12 protein-coding genes are annotated in these 16445 nt (G+C 72.0%); 7 read left to right on the top strand and 5 right to left on the bottom strand.

Going from position 1 to position 16445, the window contains the following annotated elements; all coding sequences use genetic code 11:
* Positions 1 to 59: 59 nt before the first annotated feature.
* Positions 60 to 1820 carry a phosphatidylglycerol lysyltransferase domain-containing protein gene (locus ACFVZW_RS32080; RefSeq protein WP_384528811.1) on the top strand — a complete coding sequence of 587 codons (1761 nt, stop codon included), beginning with the start codon at positions 60 to 62 and terminating at the stop codon, positions 1818 to 1820.
* Complete coding sequence (locus tag ACFVZW_RS32075; protein WP_384528808.1) at positions 1817 to 2539, top strand: hypothetical protein; 723 nt, start codon at positions 1817 to 1819, stop codon at positions 2537 to 2539. Before ACFVZW_RS32080 ends, ACFVZW_RS32075 begins: the two co-directional genes overlap by 4 nt.
* On the opposite strand, the gene ACFVZW_RS32070 is transcribed toward ACFVZW_RS32075, so the two are convergent.
* Positions 2467 to 3246: a hypothetical protein gene (locus ACFVZW_RS32070; protein WP_384528805.1), complete on the bottom strand. Its 780-nt coding sequence runs from the start codon at positions 3244 to 3246 to the stop codon at positions 2467 to 2469. The genes ACFVZW_RS32075 and ACFVZW_RS32070 overlap by 73 nt on opposite strands.
* A gap of 67 nt (positions 3247 to 3313) precedes the next feature.
* Here ACFVZW_RS32070 and cobS point away from each other — a divergent pair, with 67 nt between their 5' ends.
* A complete protein-coding gene (gene cobS / locus ACFVZW_RS32065; protein WP_384528803.1) occupies positions 3314 to 4078 on the top strand; it encodes an adenosylcobinamide-GDP ribazoletransferase in 765 nt (254 codons plus the stop codon).
* A 56-nt stretch (positions 4079 to 4134) separates the two neighbouring features.
* Positions 4135 to 5313: a hypothetical protein gene (locus tag ACFVZW_RS32060; RefSeq protein ID WP_384528800.1), complete on the top strand. Its 1179-nt coding sequence runs from the start codon at positions 4135 to 4137 to the stop codon at positions 5311 to 5313.
* A 15-nt stretch (positions 5314 to 5328) separates the two neighbouring features.
* Here the strand turns inward: ACFVZW_RS32060 and ACFVZW_RS32055 are convergent, their stop codons facing one another.
* Genes ACFVZW_RS32055 through ACFVZW_RS32040 form a run of 4 tightly spaced genes read right to left on the bottom strand, consistent with a single transcriptional unit; the run spans position 5329 to position 10968 of the window.
* A complete protein-coding gene (locus tag ACFVZW_RS32055; RefSeq protein ID WP_384528797.1) occupies positions 5329 to 5949 on the bottom strand; it encodes a spherulation-specific family 4 protein in 621 nt (206 codons plus the stop codon).
* A gap of 7 nt (positions 5950 to 5956) precedes the next feature.
* Positions 5957 to 7366, bottom strand: coding sequence for a hypothetical protein (locus tag ACFVZW_RS32050; RefSeq protein WP_384528794.1), 1410 nt, complete (start codon positions 7364 to 7366; stop codon positions 5957 to 5959).
* On the bottom strand, positions 7363 to 8886 hold the full coding sequence (gene pelF / locus ACFVZW_RS32045; RefSeq protein ID WP_384528791.1) for a GT4 family glycosyltransferase PelF: 1524 nt from the start codon (positions 8884 to 8886) through the stop codon (positions 7363 to 7365). Before pelF ends, ACFVZW_RS32050 begins: the two co-directional genes overlap by 4 nt.
* A gap of 57 nt (positions 8887 to 8943) precedes the next feature.
* The gene (locus ACFVZW_RS32040; protein WP_384528789.1) at positions 8944 to 10968 is read right to left on the bottom strand and encodes a hypothetical protein; all 2025 of its coding nucleotides are present in this window, start codon (positions 10966 to 10968) and stop codon (positions 8944 to 8946) included.
* Between the two features lie 325 nt (positions 10969 to 11293).
* On the opposite strand from ACFVZW_RS32040, the gene ACFVZW_RS32035 reads away from it, so the two are divergent.
* The 3 genes from ACFVZW_RS32035 (at position 11294) to sucB (ending at position 16286) form a co-directional block, all read left to right on the top strand.
* A complete protein-coding gene (locus ACFVZW_RS32035; protein ID WP_384528786.1) occupies positions 11294 to 12808 on the top strand; it encodes a leucyl aminopeptidase in 1515 nt (504 codons plus the stop codon).
* Between the two features lie 284 nt (positions 12809 to 13092).
* A complete protein-coding gene (gene lpdA, locus ACFVZW_RS32030) occupies positions 13093 to 14481 on the top strand; it encodes a dihydrolipoyl dehydrogenase (RefSeq protein WP_329121381.1) in 1389 nt (462 codons plus the stop codon).
* A gap of 62 nt (positions 14482 to 14543) precedes the next feature.
* Positions 14544 to 16286 (top strand): 2-oxoglutarate dehydrogenase, E2 component, dihydrolipoamide succinyltransferase, encoded by a 1743-nt coding sequence (sucB, locus tag ACFVZW_RS32025; RefSeq protein WP_384528783.1) that lies wholly within the window; start codon positions 14544 to 14546, stop codon positions 16284 to 16286.
* The last annotated feature ends 159 nt before the right edge of the window (positions 16287 to 16445 follow it).

Genomic DNA, 16445 nt, shown 5'->3' with positions numbered 1-16445 from the left:
GCGGACGACTGCCTCCGGCGCCCCGCCATGGCAAGCGATGCCCCATATGATCGCTTTTCATGGGAGAGGTCCGTTTGTCCACCGAAGGAACGCCCCGGGGCACCGTCCGTTCGCGGCGCAGCGCCGCGTTCGCCGTCTGGTACCTGCGCGCCGTCACGTTCATCAACTTCCTGAGCGCCGTGTGGGTCTCGCTCGGCCAGGACCTCCGCAGACACAACACGGACGACTACTTCACTCCGTACCTGCTGACCGCGGGCTTCGCCTCGGGTGTCTTCACGCTCTTCCTGGCGATCACCATGCGCCGCCGCAAGCGCGCCGCCTGGATCCTCAACATCGTCCTCAGCGGACTCTTCCTCGCGCTCTTCGCCCTCGCGATGGCCTTCCCGGAGATCCGGCAGCACGCCCAGAACTGGATCTCGCTCGTCCTGACCGCCGCGTTCGTGCTCGCGCTGCTGCTCGGCCGCAAGGAGTTCTACGCGAAGGGCGACCGCTCCAACCCGCTGGCCGCCGCCGTCGTGGCGGTCGGCGGACTGCTCGTCACCTCACTGCTCGCCGCCGTCCTGGTCACCGTCACCAACACCGCCGCCGGCGGCTCCACCTTCCTGGAGCGCTGGCGGTACGGCGTGATGCGGCTGATCACCCTGGCCGCCGACGACTCGCGCTTCGACGGGATCTCCACCCCCGGCTGGGTCGACGTCACCATCAACGTGCTGTCCACGCTCCTGATCATCGCCGTGCTCTACGCCGCGTTCCGCTCCCGCCGGGCCGTCGACCCCCTGACGGAGGGGGACGAGGAGAAGCTGCGGCTGCTGCTCGACAAGTACGGCGACCGCGACTCGCTCGGCTACTTCGCGCTCCGCCGCGAGAAGAGCGTCGTGTGGTCCCCCAGCGAGAAGGCCGCCATCGCCTACCGGGTGGTCGGCGGGGTCTCGCTCGCCTCCGGCGACCCGATCGGCGATCCCGAGGCCTGGCCGGGGGCGATCGAGCCCTGGCTGGCCGAGGCTCGCGAGCACGGCTGGGTCCCTGCCGTCATGGGCGCCGGCGAGGAGGCCGGCACCATCTACGCCCGGCACGGTCTGGACGCCCTGGAGCTGGGCGACGAGGCGATCGTGGAGACCGACGAGTTCACCCTCGACGGACGCGCGATGCGCACGGTGCGGCAGGCGTTCAACCGGGTCAAACGGGCCGGGTACGAGGTGCGGATCCGGCGCCACGAGGACATCCCCGCCGACGAGATGGACGCGCTGCTCCGCAAGGCCGACGACTGGCGTGACGGTGCCACCGAGCGGGGCTTCTCCATGGCGCTCGGCAGGCTCGGCGACCCGCGGGACGGCCGGTGCGTGATGCTGGAGTGCACCGACGGCGAGGGTGAGCTGCGAGCGGTGCTGTCCTTCGTGCCCTGGGGCCCCAAGGGCCTCTCGCTGGACCTGATGCGCCGTGACCGTGACTCCGAGAACGGCCTGATGGAGTTCATGGTCATCGAACTCCTCCAGCGCGCCGAGGAGATCGGGATCACTCAGGTGTCGCTCAACTTCGCCATGTTCCGTTCCGTCTTCGAACGTGGCTCGAAGCTCGGAGCGGGACCCGTGCTGAGGATGTGGCGTTCGCTGCTCAGCTTCTTCTCCCGCTGGTGGCAGATCGAGTCGCTGTACCGCGCCAACGCCAAGTACCGACCGATCTGGGAGCCCCGTTTCATGCTCTTCGAGAAGAGCGCCGACCTACTGCGCATCGGCCTCGCCGCCGGCCGCGCCGAGGGCTTCCTGGAAGCCCCCGGGCTGCCGAAGTGGATGCACCGCAAGCACCTGGAGGGCCGGCGTTGAGGCCCGCCGTCCGGGACTTCGCGCACCGCGAGTGGGGCCCGCTGTACACCGCGGTACGGACCGCGCTCGCCGCCAGAAGGTGGCGGGCCATACCGATGACGCTGGCCGCCGTATGCCTCACGGCGCTCTTCCAGCTCGTGCAGAACCAGGACTGGGGCTACCAGCCGGTCCAGAACATCGGCTCGGTGAGGGCAGAGGACCCGCTCTGGCTCGCGCTGCTGCGGACCCCGCTCTCGCTCTTCGTCCCGGCGCTCGACCTGCCGGTGTGGGGGGCGCTGGCCCAGGTCCTGCTGGTGTTCGGCATCGCCGAGATCTGTCTGGGGCGGCGGCGGACCCTCGCCCTCGCGTATCTGGCGACGCTGGCCGGGACGATGTACGCGCGGGTGGGCATCGCGCTCGGCCCTGACAGCCCTCTCGGGCTGCCCGCCTCGGACGCCCGGGTCGTCGACACCGGCCCCTCGGCGGCCGTGGTCGGCCTCGCCGTCTACGTCTGCTGGCGCTACCGGGCCCGCTGGACCGGGGCGCTGGTGGTCGTCGCGATGGTCGTGGAGGTCCTGATCAAGAGCAACCTGGCGGGCAAGGAGCATCTGGCGGCGATCGCCGCGGTGCTGGTGCTCGTGGCGGTCACGGCCTGGCGCGAGCGCCGTCAGCCGCCGTCGGACCCCGAGCCGGAGCCGCGGCCCGGGACCCGCTCCTGGAAGCCGCCGATCACGTCCTGAGTACGCCGGCGGACCCGGTCCCAGCGCCGGTCGTGCCGGTAGGTGCGCAGCCGGGACTTGGCGCGAGCCCGGTGGCGCCGGCGGTAGAAGTGGCGGGACCACCAGGAGCCGGGCCGGGCGAGCCGTACCGCTCCGACGATCGCGACGAACGGCACCAGGGTGCCCAGCACCGCGATCCGGAACTTCCCCTTCACCAGTGCGATCAGGACGAAGAGGAAGTTCACCACCAGGGTGAGGACGACGGTGGCCCGGTTCTGGCGCTCGTCGGGGGTGAGTTCGTTGACGCCGAGCGGCGAGAAGCCGCCGAGGACCAGCACCACCAGCGCGGCGGTCAGGACGACGACCTCGACGCTCTTGCGGCCCTGGTCGCTCCAGTAGACGTCGTCGAGGTGGAGGATCAGCGCGAACTCGTCCAGGACGAGGCCGGCGCCGATCCCGAAGACCGCGGCGAAGACACAGGCGGTGACCCCCTCCCGGCCGCTGGCGACCGCGCCGAAGCCGCCGACGACGGTGAGGACGACGCCGGGCACGACATGGTGGATGTGCAGCCCCCCGGCGGACTTCACATTGCCGAACGGGCCCTTCCCCGCCCGGATCATCCGCACGATCATCCGGGTGACCAGGAAGGTCACGACGAAGGAGAACAGGGCGATGAGCAGCGGGAGCTTCCCGGGCTCGACGAAGTTGCGGTAGAACCAGTGACCCATGCCACCCGCTTCCGATATGCACCTGATGCGCAATTTACAAGGTAGCGCGCTGCCTTACTCTGCCCGGATGGACGGCCTGCGTTTCGCCTTCGGCACCCTCACCGTGCTCCCCGCCCGCATCACCCGCTGGGACCGGGACGCGGCGCGCGCCGGCATGTTGTGGGCCCCGCTCGCGGGCCTCGTCGTGGGCCTCTTCTCCGCGGCGCTCGGCGGACTGTTCCTGCTGTTCGGCTCCGGCCCGCTGCTCGCGGCCGTCGTCACCGCCGCCGTACCGGCGCTGATGACCCGGGGCCTGCACCTGGACGGACTCGCGGACACGGCGGACGGACTCGGCAGCGCCAAGCCGGCGGAGGACGCGCTGCGGATCATGAAGCAGTCGGACATCGGCCCGTTCGGTGTCATCGTGCTGCTCTTCGTCCTGCTCGCCCAGGTCGCCGCGCTGTACCGGCTGTACGAGGAGGGCTGGGCCCACGGCACGGTCGCCGCCGCCCTCGCCGCGACCGTCGCCCGCCTCGCCCTCACCCACGCCTCCCGCCACGGTGTCCCGGCGGCCCGCCCGGAGGGCCTGGGCGCGATGGTCGCCGCCACGGTCCCGGTGCGCTCGGCCGCGCTGGTCACCGGGGGCGTCCTCGTCCTGTGCGCCGCCGCGGGCGCGCTCTTCTCCCCGTACGACGCGATCCGCCACGCCCTGGCGGCAGCGGCGGGCCTCGGCGCGGCGGCGCTGCTGCTGCGCCGGTGCGTGCGGAGGTTCGGCGGGGTGACCGGCGATGTGTTCGGAGCGGTGGAGGAGACGGCCGGGACGGTGGCGCTCGTCGCGCTGACGCTGGGGTGATCGTTCCGTGACCTGTGGGAGGGCAACCTTCCGCAGGTCCGCCCGGTCATGAAGGCGTGATCAGACGCCTTGCCCGTACCGCTGCCGCGCTCGCCGCCGCCTCCCTTTCGCTCACCGCCTGCGGCGGGGGAACCGACGACGGCGGGGCCGCGAAGCCGGCCGTCCACCCCGTCTTCTCCGAGCCGCTCGACCGGCAGGTCTTCCTCGCGCTGCGCCACACCCAGAAGGCCGGCAGCGCCGAGCTCCGCCAGACCGTCACCTTCACCTCGCGGCACGGCAAGGCCGTCCAGACCCTCACGGGACGCGTGGACTTCACCGGCAGCCGGGGCGAGGCGGCGAGCACCTGGCGCGTTCCCCGGCAGTTCCCGGAGGACGCCCGCGCGACGATCCTCGGATCGCTTCCGGGGCGGACCACGGGCGACACCTCCAGCCGGTACACGGTGGACACCCGGACCATCCACTACCGCGCCGCCTCGGCCGGCTACTGGCTGCGGTACTCGGGCGACATCAAGCCGCTCTGGGGCATCGACTCGATCAGCCATCTGCGCGGCTCCGAGGCCGCGATCGGCGGCACGCTCCTGGATGCGCTGGGCACCGCGGAGGCGACGGCGGGGACGGGCACGGCAGGGCGTTCGTACACCGCCACCTTCCCGCTGAAGGCGGCCATGAACCTCTTCCCGTACGACCTGCGGACGGAGTTCGTCCCCATCCCGCTGTACGACACGGTGAAGACGCCCCCGATCCCGGTGACCGTCGACGTCGACGCCGACGGCCGGATCACCCGCGCCCGGGCCGATCTGTCCGCCCTGCTCACCAAGGAGAAGGACAGCGCCCTCGCGGGGGTCACCGCACTCCACGCCGACCTCACCCTCGGTGGATTCGGCGCCTCGAAGCCGACCGCCGCGGCGACGCCCGCGGAGCGCACCCTGGACGCCGGCACGGTGGTGATCGCCACGTACGACGCGAAGTCCGGGGACTGCATGGACTTCAACACCGGTCTGCGCCACGGCCGGCTGGTGGCGAAGGTGCCCTGCACCGGCTCCTACGACGGCAGGATCCAGGGTCAGCACAAGCTCGCGGGCGACTGGCCCGGATCCGAGTCGGCGAAGGACCGGGCCAAGCGGGCCTGCGCCGACGTGGCCGGCGACCGTTCCTGGTACAGGTGGTCGACCGAGCGCGAGTGGACGGAGAACGGCGAGGGCCGGGCCACCTGCTACTCCGTCACCCGCGACTGACCGTCGTCCCCCGGGTCATCGGGCCGGCGCCAGGGCATGCGGGAGCGTGCCCCACGGGTGGGCCCCCGTGCCCGGGACCGAGCAGTGGACGCGGGTGGTCGGCAGGGCGCCGTGGGGGGCCGCGTAGACCAGGTGGCAGTAGTGGTCGGCGACCGGGAGGTCGAGGGCCCGGTAGGAGTCCCAGGGGCCTTCGAAGGTGACCAGCAGATCGGCGAGCGCGGCGTAGCCGGGGTCGGGATGGGCGCCGTGGTTGAGGACCAGCGTCCGGGCCCCGGCGGCGCGGGCGGCGACGCCGATGCGCCGGAAGTGGTCGATGGCCTCGGGCGCGGTCGGCACCTGGTCGAGGAACGCCCCGTCGGTGCCGTACCAGTCGCGGTGGCGGAGCAGCTCGGCGACGACCTCGCCGTGCGGCCGGCGGCCGTACGCGGTGTCGACGTAGCCGAGCACCCGCGCCCCGGCGGCGCGCAGCCGCTCCGCGACGGCGGCGAAGGCGGGATCGCGGCTCTGCCCCGCGCCGCTCGCCGGGTTGAGGACGACGCCGTACAGCGACGGCGCGGCCTCGATCACGACGTCCCAGGCATCTGGTCGCTCGGCGGGGTGCTCGTAGAAGGGCACGAGGAGGGAAGGTTTCTTCACGGTCGTCCTAGGCACGGTGGGCTGTCGGGCGTACGAGCAGGGCGCCGGCCAGGACGGCCAGGACGGTGGCCGCCACGCCGGCCGCGACGGGGCCGGCCGTCGGGGTGAGCATCTGTGCCACCGCGGCGAGCGTGCACACGGCGGCCGCGCTGCGGACCGCGCCGAAGGCCTGGAGGAGCAGGGCGAGCCAGAGCACGATCCCGACGAGCAGCAGGCCGAGGAGCCGGAGCCCGTCGAGCGCCGGCGCTCCCGGCCACAGCAGCGTGCCGACGGAGGCCAGGGCGAGCAGGACGGCGAGATACGCGCCGAGGCAGTGCGCCAGCGTCCCCGCGGCCGCCCGGCGGAACGCGCGGGCGCTGGTGAGGGTGCGCAGCCCGCTGAGGGTCTCGCGGCGGAAGCGGTGCAGCAGCCACTCGGCGGGCCCCATCGACAGGGTGAGCGCGACCACGGGCGCGGCGCCGGTCACCAGGGCGTCGCCGACCCCCGCGTACAGCACGAGCAGGCCGGTGCCGAGGCCGAAGAGGCCGTACGGGAGGGAAGCGACGAGCGGCGGGCCGGACCGCGGCCTCGGCCCTGGGCGCAGCACGATCGCCGCGAAGGTGACCGTGGCCGCCAAGGAGAGGAGGAGCAGCCCGGAGCGGAGGGCGTGCGGGAGGTCGTACCAGAACGCGGGCACCGCTCCGGCGAGCGGCAGCAGGGCGCAGAGCAGGGCGCGTTCGCGGCCGAGGACGAGCAGGACGGTCGCGGCGCCGAGGTAGAGGGACTGCCCGGCGGCGAACACGACGACGCGCCACGCCCCGGGCCCGGCGGCCGCGAGGGCGACGGCCGAGCCGAGGAGGGCGCCCGTCGGGGCGCCGAGGAGCAGGGCGCGGGCGGCGGCCCCGCGGTCGCCGAGGCCGAGCCAGGAGTACGCGCGATGGGCCAGGGCCTGGTTCCATACCCACCCGGCGACCGCCGACGCGAGCAGCGGGCCCTTGCCCGGTCCCGCGAGGAGCGGCGCCGCGAGGACGTACGCGAGGCCGGGCAGGGCGAAGACGAGTCCGCGCAGCAGACAGGCGACGAGCCCGGTGTGCCAGGGCCCGGTGGGCGGGGCCTCCGGCTGGGGGTGACGCCGCTCCACGCGCGCGTAGAGGTCCTCGGCGAGCGCGAAGGAGTCGGCGCGCCCGTAGGTGAGGCGGATGTGGTCGTCGGTCATGCCGTCGGATTCCAGGATCGCGGCTATCTCGTCGGGGTGCACGGCGCCGGCGGCCAACGCGTCGAGCCGGTCGGCGAGTTCGCCGATCGGGTCGACGGCGAGGGGATCCTGATCGAGCGGATCCCGCACCAAGGACGGCTCGGCGCCCGAGCCGCGAGGGCGCGGGATCACCGGCAGGGTGTCCTGCATCGTGCCGTTCTTCAGCCACAGCGAGCCGCTCACGACAGGGAACCTCCGCCGACGAGTTCCTGACGCCAGGGGTCGGTGAGGCGCACGGTCCAGTCCGTTCCGTCGTCGAGATCGACCAGGGGTGTGACGGGCTCTCCGGCGAGTTCGCGGTAGATCCGGCGGAAGCCGTCCACGGAGCGGTGCAGGGTGAAGCGGTCGACGACCCGCTGCCGGGCCCTGCGGCCCAGTTCGGCCCGACGCTCCCCGTCGCGCAGCAGCTCCGTCATGGCCGCGGCCAGCACGGCGGGTTCGCGGGGCGGGACGACGAGTCCGGTGTCGCCGACGGCCTCCCGTACGCCGCCCACGTCCGTGGACACCGTGGCCCGTCCGCAGGACATGGCCTCGATCAGGGAGAAGGGGAAGCCTTCGCTGATCGAGGACAGCGCCACCACGCTCCCGGCCGCGTAGGCGCCGGCCACGTCGGAGACCCGGCCCTCGAAGGTGATGCCGTCGGTGACGCCCAGTTCGGCCGCCAGCTTCTCCAGACGGGTCCGGTAGTCCTCGTTCCCGGCCGGAACCGGGCCGAACAACCTCAGCCTCAGTTCGGGGAGTTCGGCACGGGAGATCGCGTACGCCCGGATCAGTGTCTCCAGGTCCTTGATGGGGTCGATCCGGCCGCACCAGCTGAGCGTGGGGGTCTCCGGCTCGGGCCCCGCGTAGGGGAAGGCATGCGGATCGACGCCGTTGTAGACGGTCCGGATGCGGGCGGCGGGCGCGCCGCCGCGCTCCTCCCAGCGCCGGTTGTACTGGTTGCAGGGGGTGATCAGGTCGGCCTTGCGGTAGCCGAGTGTGTTGAGCTCGCGGTAGAAGCCGAGCATCAGGGCCTTGACGGGCCAGCGTTGGGCCTCGGTGCGGTAGCCGAGGTAGCGCTCTCTCAGATAGATGCCGTGTTCGGTGAGCAGGAAGGGCGCTCCCTCGAAGTGCTGGGCGGCGAGCGCCGGCAGCGTCGCGAGGCCGCTGGAGACGGCGTGCGCGACGCTGCTGCCGGATATCCGGGCGGCCAGCGGCCGGAGCGCGTGCTCCAGCAGGTCGGTGGCGGTCAGCGCGTCGTGGACGGTGGGCCTGGCCGCGGCAGTCGGCAGATGCGGCATGGTCCAGATCCACATCAGGGAGCGCAGCATGCTCTCCGAGCGCAGGGCCGCGGTGAGCCCTCCGCGCCGGGCGAGTTCGGCCAGGGCGTAGAGCCCCTCGCCGAAGTCGCAGCCGGCGCTGGGATCGAGTATCGAGAGCAGGAAGCGCTCGTAGGTGTCGACCAGGCGACGGCGTGCCCGCCCGCGCGGGGCCCGCCCCCGCTCCGGGGCGAGGCCCCAGAGCGGGAAGGCGGTGTGCCGTCGGACGTTGGACGGCAGCTCCCAGGTGACCGGTTCGCGGCCGCTGCCGGTGAGGGCGAGGACCTCGAAGTCGACCTCGGGCATCCCCCGGACGAGCTGGTCGCACCAGGTGGAGACTCCCCCGTGGACATGCGGATAGGTGCCTTCGGTGAGCATGGTGACGTGACGGCCACTGCTCGGCATGTGCGTTTCCCCCAGAACGTACGGTCAGCGGTCAGTGCGCGAAGCGGTCGGCGGGTCTCAGACGGTCGGGAGCCGGAGCGTGGTCGCGCTCTGCAGGGGCTCCGGGGCCGTCCAGGCCGAGCGCGTTCCGGCGTACGCCGTCCCGAACACCGCGGTGCCGAGGAGGAGTTGCTTGCGCGTTCCCTCCGGGACGGTGATCGGCGCGGTCACGCCCGCGGGCGCCTTGACGGTCACGGTCGTGCCGATGCGGTACGCGGCGACCTGGCCGGCCGCGAGCGCCTGCTCCCAGGCGGCACGGCGGTTCAGCTCGGTGCCGACGTCGCGCTGACGGGGGTTCACCAGCGGGGTGTTGTCGGCGAAGAGGGCCCGGTAGTCGGCGAGGACCCGGTCGAGGACGGGGTAGAGGATCCGCTCCTCGGCGAGGTTGGACTGGTGGACGTAGTGCGGGCGCGGGTCGTTCGCCACGACGTGGGAGAGGGCCGTGCGCGCCTCCTGCGGGACGATGTGGGAGGCGTATCCGGTGGCGGTGTCGAGCGGGGCGGGCAGGCAGGTGGAGGCCGGGTTGGACTCGCAGATCCCGCTGCCGCCGTCGGCGCGCGAGGTGTAGATCCAGTTGTACTCGTCGGCCATCTCGGCGGCCGTACCCACGTTGTAGTACACGTTCATGGGGTGGCGCGGGACGGTCTTCGCGGCGCCGACGGCGCGCTGCCGGGGCTCGCGGGAGTTGTCGCTGGCGATCCACTTCACGCCGTTGTCGGCGAGCGCGCCGGCCAGGTTCGGGTTGTCGGCGCCCTGCTGCGGGAGGGTCTTCAGACCGGAGTGCTCGCCGGTGACGAGTTCGGTGCGGTCGACGGAGATGCCCTTGGCGACGGCCCAGTTGTGGTTGTCGCGGATCTGTCCGGAGATCACGCTGCGGCTCGTCCACAGGGTGGCGCCGGTGGCGTTCTCGGCGCACTGCCAGGGGACGGTGGTGTTGTCCTGGACGCAGCCGAGGAAGGGGTGGGTGTAGGTGTGGTTCACCCAGCGGTACTGGGCGCGGTCGGCGATCAGCTGGGCGGCCAGCGGGTCGGTGCCTCCGTGCTCGGTCTTCCACTGCTCGCCCTGGCCGCCGTTGTAGACCATGTCGAGGGTGAAGCCGGAGGACTTCTGCCAGGCGGCCGCGTACCGGGCGTCCTCGGCGGTCATCCGGACGGGGTTCTCGCCCTCGCCGTCGCCGCCCACGCAGTCGAAGTCGCCGGGGGTGCAGTTGCGGGCCGTGTCCCAGCGGGCGTCGGGGGCGAGGACGTCGTCGACGTGGACGGAGAAGTAGCTGCGGCTCTGGCCGAGATGGACGCCCTGGGTGAGCCATTCGACGATGCCGCGGGCGAGCGCCCGGAACTGCCGCTGGTACTGGTTGTAGGCGAAGGTGACGACCAGTTCGCGGCGCCCGTCGTGGGCGTACTCGCCGATCAGGCTGGCCCGGCCGCCGCCGTCGACGGGGATGTCGAGGTAGCTGGTGTAGCCCTCGCGCGGCCGGCCCGCGTAGCCGTAGCTCTCGGCGATCGCCGGGTCGTTGTCCTCGAAGGTCAGCGGCCCGTCCAGATGGCGGAAGGGCCCGGCCCGGCCGGCCGCGGTGACGGAGGCGGCGGCCCCGTCGAGGGGACCGGACAGTCCCCCTTCGCTGGTGTAGTCGAGACCGACGCCGGGGTGCGCCCAGGTGTACGCGTCGACCTGCGGGACGCCGAAGGTCTTCTCGTACGCGGTGAGGGCCGCCTGCTCGGCGGAGTCGGGGCCGAAGGCGGACTCGTGGGGCAGGACGACGCCCTGGTACTTGGCCCGGGGACGCCCGGAGACCGTGTCGCTGAGGAATCCGGCGGTGATGACCGGGCGGCCGGAATCGGCCAGATCGACCCGGCGGTACGGGACGCCGGTGGAGCGCAGTTCGGAGGTGATCGCCTCCACGGCGCTTCCGCCGTCGTCCACGACCAGGACGGTGAGGTCGATCCGCGGAACCGTCTCGGCGGCACTGGCCGCCGCGGACGGGATGACGGTGGCCAGGAGCGCGGCGGCCAGCAGGGATGCCGTCCTGGCTGATCTGGGCATACGGGATCCGGCAGAGTCCATCTGGTGGTGTCCCCCCTCGACAGGCCCGACCGGATAGGGAGGACCTGTGGAGATGATGCGGATGATGCAAAGGAGCGGCTGCTGCCCTTGCGTGAATGAGGCGAGTGTGACCGAGCTCTCCGACACTGAGGGGTAAACGTGAAAGAGACACCACGGACGAGTGAATCACCGTCGCCGTGAGCGAACACGAACAGCGAGCGTAGGCTCGTTCTCGGCGTTCCCCGGGCCGAAATACGATGCGGCGGGCACGGTCGGCCCATCCCTCGACCGCCACAGAACTCAATGGAAGCGAGATTTCACCACCGTGACTGCTCTCACTCTCAGCACTGCCGGCGCGGCGACGCTGCGCGCCGACGTCCTTGTCGTCGGCGTAGCGAAGTCCGGAAAGGGTCTGCTCGTCGCCCCGGGCGCCGAGGCCGTGGACCAGGCGTTCGACGGCAAGCTCGCCACCGTCCTGGAGACCCTGGGCGCCGCGGGTGCCGAGGGTGAGGCCACCAAGCTGCCCGCCCCCGCCGGCCTGAAGGCCCCCGTCGTGCTCGCCGTCGGCCTGGGCTCCGCCCCCGAGGACGGTCAGGCGTACGGCGCCGAGACCCTGCGCCGCGCCGCCGGCACCGCCGCCCGCACCCTGAACGGCACCAAGAAGGCCGCCTTCGCGCTGCCGATCACCGCCGCCGAGGACGCCGAGGCGATCGCCGAGGGCGCCCTGCTCGGTGCGTACGCCTACACCGCGTACCAGGAAAGCAAGAACGGCAAGGACGCGAAGAAGCCGCTGGCCGAGGTCGCCCTGCTCGGCGCCAAGCCGCGCGACAAGGCCTTCAAGGCCGCCGCCGAGCGCGCGCTGGCGCTCACCGAGGAGATCAACCGCGCCCGCGACCTGATCAACATGCCGCCGAACGACCTCTACCCCGAGACGTTCGCCGCCATCGTCACCGCCGCCGGCAAGGAGCACGGCCTCAAGGTGCAGGTGCTCGACGAGAAGGCGCTCGACAAGGGCGGCTACGGCGGCATCCTCGGCGTCGGCAAGGGCGCGGTCCGCGGCCCCCGCCTGGTCAAGATCGCCTACACCCACCCGGAGGCGGAGAAGACCCTCGCCCTCGTCGGCAAGGGCATCACCTACGACTCGGGCGGCATCTCCCTGAAGCCGGCCGGCCACAACGAGACGATGAAGTGCGACATGAGCGGCGCCGCCGCCGTGTTCGCCGCGGTCGTCGCCGCCGCCCGCATCGGCCTGGCCGTCAACGTGACCGGCTGGCTGGCGCTGGCCGAGAACATGCCGTCGGGCTCGGCCACCCGACCCGGCGACGTGCTGCGCATGTACAGCGGCAAGACCGTCGAGGTCCTCAACACCGACGCCGAGGGCCGGCTCGTCCTCGCCGACGCGCTGACCAAGGCCTCGGAAGAGAACCCGGACGCGATCGTCGACGTGGCGACCCTGACCGGCGCGATGGTGCTGGCCCTGGGCAACCGGACCTTCGGCATCATGGCCAACGACGACGACTACCGCACCGCGATCCACGAGATCGCCGAGGAGGTCGGCGAGCAGTCCTGGCCGATGCCGCTCCCGGCGGACCTGCGCAAGGGCATGGACTCCCCGACCGCGGACATCGCGAACATGGGCGAGCGGATGGGCGGCGGCCTGGTCGCCGGTCTGTTCCTGCAGGAGTTCGTGGGCGAGGGCATCACCTGGGCGCACCTCGACATCGCGGGCCCGGCCTTCCACGAGGGCGCTCCGTACGGCTACACCCCCAAGGGCGGCACCGGCTCCGCGGTCCGCACCCTGGTGAAGCTGGCCGAGCGGACGGCCGACGGCGAGCTCTGAGCCGTCGTGTGACGTACACGGCCCCGGGGACCCGCTCCCCGGGGCCGTTCCCGTTGCGCCCTCGACGAAATCCGCAGGTTCGCACGCCTCTGTTACCCGGCCGTACGGACGATCCCCCCGTCTCAGACACCGGCCCCGCGTCCCGCCTTCCGGCAACAAGTGCGAAGATGGGTTCTCGGCAGGACAGGGCCCCCACCACAGGGCCGACATAAAAGCGGCCGAACACCAGCCGCCGCCCGGTCATCGGAGACCGGCGACCGGCGCACATGCATGGAGGACGTGACGTGGCGAACGACGCCAGCACCGTTTTCGACCTAGTGATCCTCGGCGGCGGTAGCGGCGGTTACGCCGCGGCGCTGCGCGGAGCGCAGCTGGGCCTGGACGTCGCACTGATCGAGAAGAACAAGCTCGGCGGCACCTGCCTGCACAACGGCTGCATCCCGACGAAGGCCCTGCTCCACGCCGGCGAGGTCGCCGACCAGACCCGCGAGGCGGAGCAGTTCGGTGTCAAGGCCTCCTTCGAGGGCATCGACATCAAGGCCGTCCACAAGTACAAGGACGATGTGATCTCGGGCCTCTACAAGGGTCTGCAGGGTCTGGTCGCCTCGCGCAAGGTGACATACATCGAGGGCCACGGCCGCCTCTCCTCCCCGACCTCCGTCGACGTGGACGGCCGCCGCGTCGAGGGTCGTCACGTCCTCCTCGCCACCGGCTCCGTACCCAAGTCGCTGCCGGGCCTGGAGATCGACGGCAACCGCATCATCTCCTCGGACCACGCGCTGACCCTGGACCGCGTCCCGGAGTCCGCGATCATCCTCGGCGGCGGTGTCATCGGCGTCGAGTTCGCCTCCGCGTGGAAGTCCTTCGGTACGGACGTCACGGTCATCGAGGGCCTGAAGCACCTGGTCCCGGTCGAGGACGAGAACAGCTCCAAGCTTCTTGAGCGCGCCTTCCGCAAGCGCGGCATCAAGTTCAACCTCGGCACGTTCTTCCAGTCCGCCGAGTACACCGACAGCGGCGTCAAGGTCACCCTGGCCGACGGCAAGACCTTCGAGGCGGAGGTCCTGCTCGTCGCCATCGGCCGCGGCCCGGTCTCGGCCGGTCTCGGCTACGAGGAGCAGGGCGTCGCGATGGACCGCGGCTACGTCCTCGTCGACGAGTACATGCGCACCAACGTGCCCACTATCTCCGCGGTCGGCGACCTCGTCCCGACCCTGCAGCTCGCGCACGTGGGCTTCGCCGAGGGCATCCTGGTGGCGGAGCGTCTGGCCGGTCTGAAGACCGTGCCGATCGACTACGACGGCGTGCCGCGGGTGACGTACTGCCACCCCGAGGTCGCCTCCGTCGGCATCACCGAGGCCAAGGCCAAGGAGATCTACGGTGCGGACAAGGTCGTCGCCCTGAAGTACAACCTCGCGGGCAACGGCAAGAGCAAGATCCTGAAGACCGCGGGCGAGATCAAGCTCGTCCAGGTCAAGGACGGTGCCGTGGTCGGCGTCCACATGGTCGGTGACCGCATGGGCGAGCAGGTCGGCGAAGCGCAGCTGATCTACAACTGGGAGGCGCTGCCGGCCGAGGTCGCGCAGCTCATCCACGCCCACCCGACGCAGAACGAGGCGCTCGGCGAGGCGCACCTGGCGCTGGCCGGCAAGCCTCTGCACTCCCACGACTGACGCTCACGTCATCCACGGGCGCGACGACCACTTTCCGCAATTCGTTAGGAGCAACTGAAACCATGTCGGTTTCCGTAACCCTGCCGGCGCTCGGCGAGAGCGTCACCGAGGGCACCGTCACCCGCTGGCTCAAGGCCGAGGGTGAGCGTGTCGAGGCCGACGAGCCGCTGCTCGAGGTCTCGACCGACAAGGTCGACACCGAGATCCCCGCCCCCGCCTCGGGCATCCTGGCCTCCATCAAGGTCGCCGAGGACGAGACCGTCGAGGTCGGCGCCGAGCTGGCGATCATCGACGACGGCACCGGTGCGCCGGCCGCCGCCCCGGCTCCGGCCGCCGCCGAGGCCCCGGCCGCTCCGGCGCCGGTCGCCGAGGCCCCCGCCGCCCCGGCCCCCGTGGCCGAGGCCCCCGCCGCGGCTCCGGCCGGCGGTGCCACCGGTACGGACGTCGTCCTGCCGGCGCTCGGTGAGTCGGTCACCGAGGGCACCGTCACCCGCTGGCTGAAGTCGGTCGGCGAGACCGTCGAGGCCGACGAGCCGCTCCTCGAGGTCTCCACGGACAAGGTCGACACCGAGATCCCGGCCCCGGCTTCGGGTGTCCTCCTGGAGATCGTCGTCGCCGAGGACGAGACCGCCGAGGTCGGCGCCAAGCTGGCCGTCATCGGTGCCGCGGGTGCCGCTCCGGCCGCCCCGGCCCCGGCCGCCGCCCCGGCTCCCGCCGCCGCTCCGGCTCCGGCCGCTCCGGCTCCGGCCCCCGCCCCCGTGGCTCCGGCCGCCCCGGTCGCCGCTCCGGCTCCGGTCGCGCCCGCCGCCCCGGTGGCCGCCCCGGCTCCGGTCACCCCGGCTCCGGCCGCCGCCCCCGCCGCCGCACAGCCGGCGGACGACGGCGCCTACGTGACCCCGCTGGTCCGCAAGCTCGCCGCCGAGAACGGCATCGACCTGGCGTCCGTCAAGGGCACCGGCGTCGGCGGCCGTATCCGCAAGCAGGACGTCCTCGCGGCCGCCGAGGCCAAGAAGGCCGCCCCGGCCCCCGTCGCCGCCGCTCCGGCCGCCGCGTCGAAGGCCCCGGCCCTCGAGGTCTCCCCGCTGCGCGGTCAGACCGTCAAGATGACCCGCATGCGCAAGGTCATCGGCGACAACATGATGAAGGCGCTGCACGGCCAGGCCCAGCTGACCTCGGTCGTCGAGGTCGACATCACCAAGCTGATGAAGCTGCGCAACCAGGCGAAGAACTCCTTCGCCGCCCGTGAGGGCGTCAAGCTGTCCCCGATGCCGTTCTTCGTGAAGGCGGCGGCCCAGGCGCTGAAGGCCCACCCGGTCATCAACGCCCGGATCAACGAGGACGAGGGCACCATCACGTACTTCGACTCGGAGAACATCGGCATCGCCGTGGACTCCGAGAAGGGTCTGATGACCCCGGTCATCAAGGGTGCGGGCGACCTGAACATCGCCGGTATCGCCAAGAAGACCGCGGAGCTCGCGGGCGCCGTCCGCGCCAGCAAGATCACGCCGGACGACCTCGCCGGTGCGACCTTCACGATCTCCAACACCGGCTCGCGCGGTGCGCTGTTCGACACGATCATCGTGCCCCCGAACCAGGTCGCCATCCTGGGCATCGGTGCCACGGTCCGTCGTCCGGTCGTCGTGAACCACCCGGACCTGGGTGAGACCATCGCGATCCGCGACATGACGTACGTCGCGCTCTCCTACGACCACCGTCTGGTGGACGGCGCCGACGCGGCCCGTTACCTGACGGCCGTCAAGGCGATCCTGGAAGCCGGCGAGTTCGAGGTCGAGCTCGGCCTGTGAGCGCAAGCTACTGAGCTGTAACAAGCCTCACCTGCGGCGGGGGCGCCCCCCCGGTTTTGATGGGGGGGGGGGGGCCGGGGGGTGTTTTGTGGGTTAACGGGCCAGTATAGAGTCTGAATGTTCTTGTGGGACGTCGGCGACCGCGCGCGGAGAAAAACC

Source organism: Streptomyces sp. NPDC059567 (assembly GCF_042735655.1).
Classification (GTDB): Bacteria; Actinomycetota; Actinomycetes; order Streptomycetales; family Streptomycetaceae; genus Streptomyces.
The sequence above is the reverse complement of the archived record's forward strand: the minus strand, read 5'-3'. Positions and strand labels throughout refer to the sequence as shown.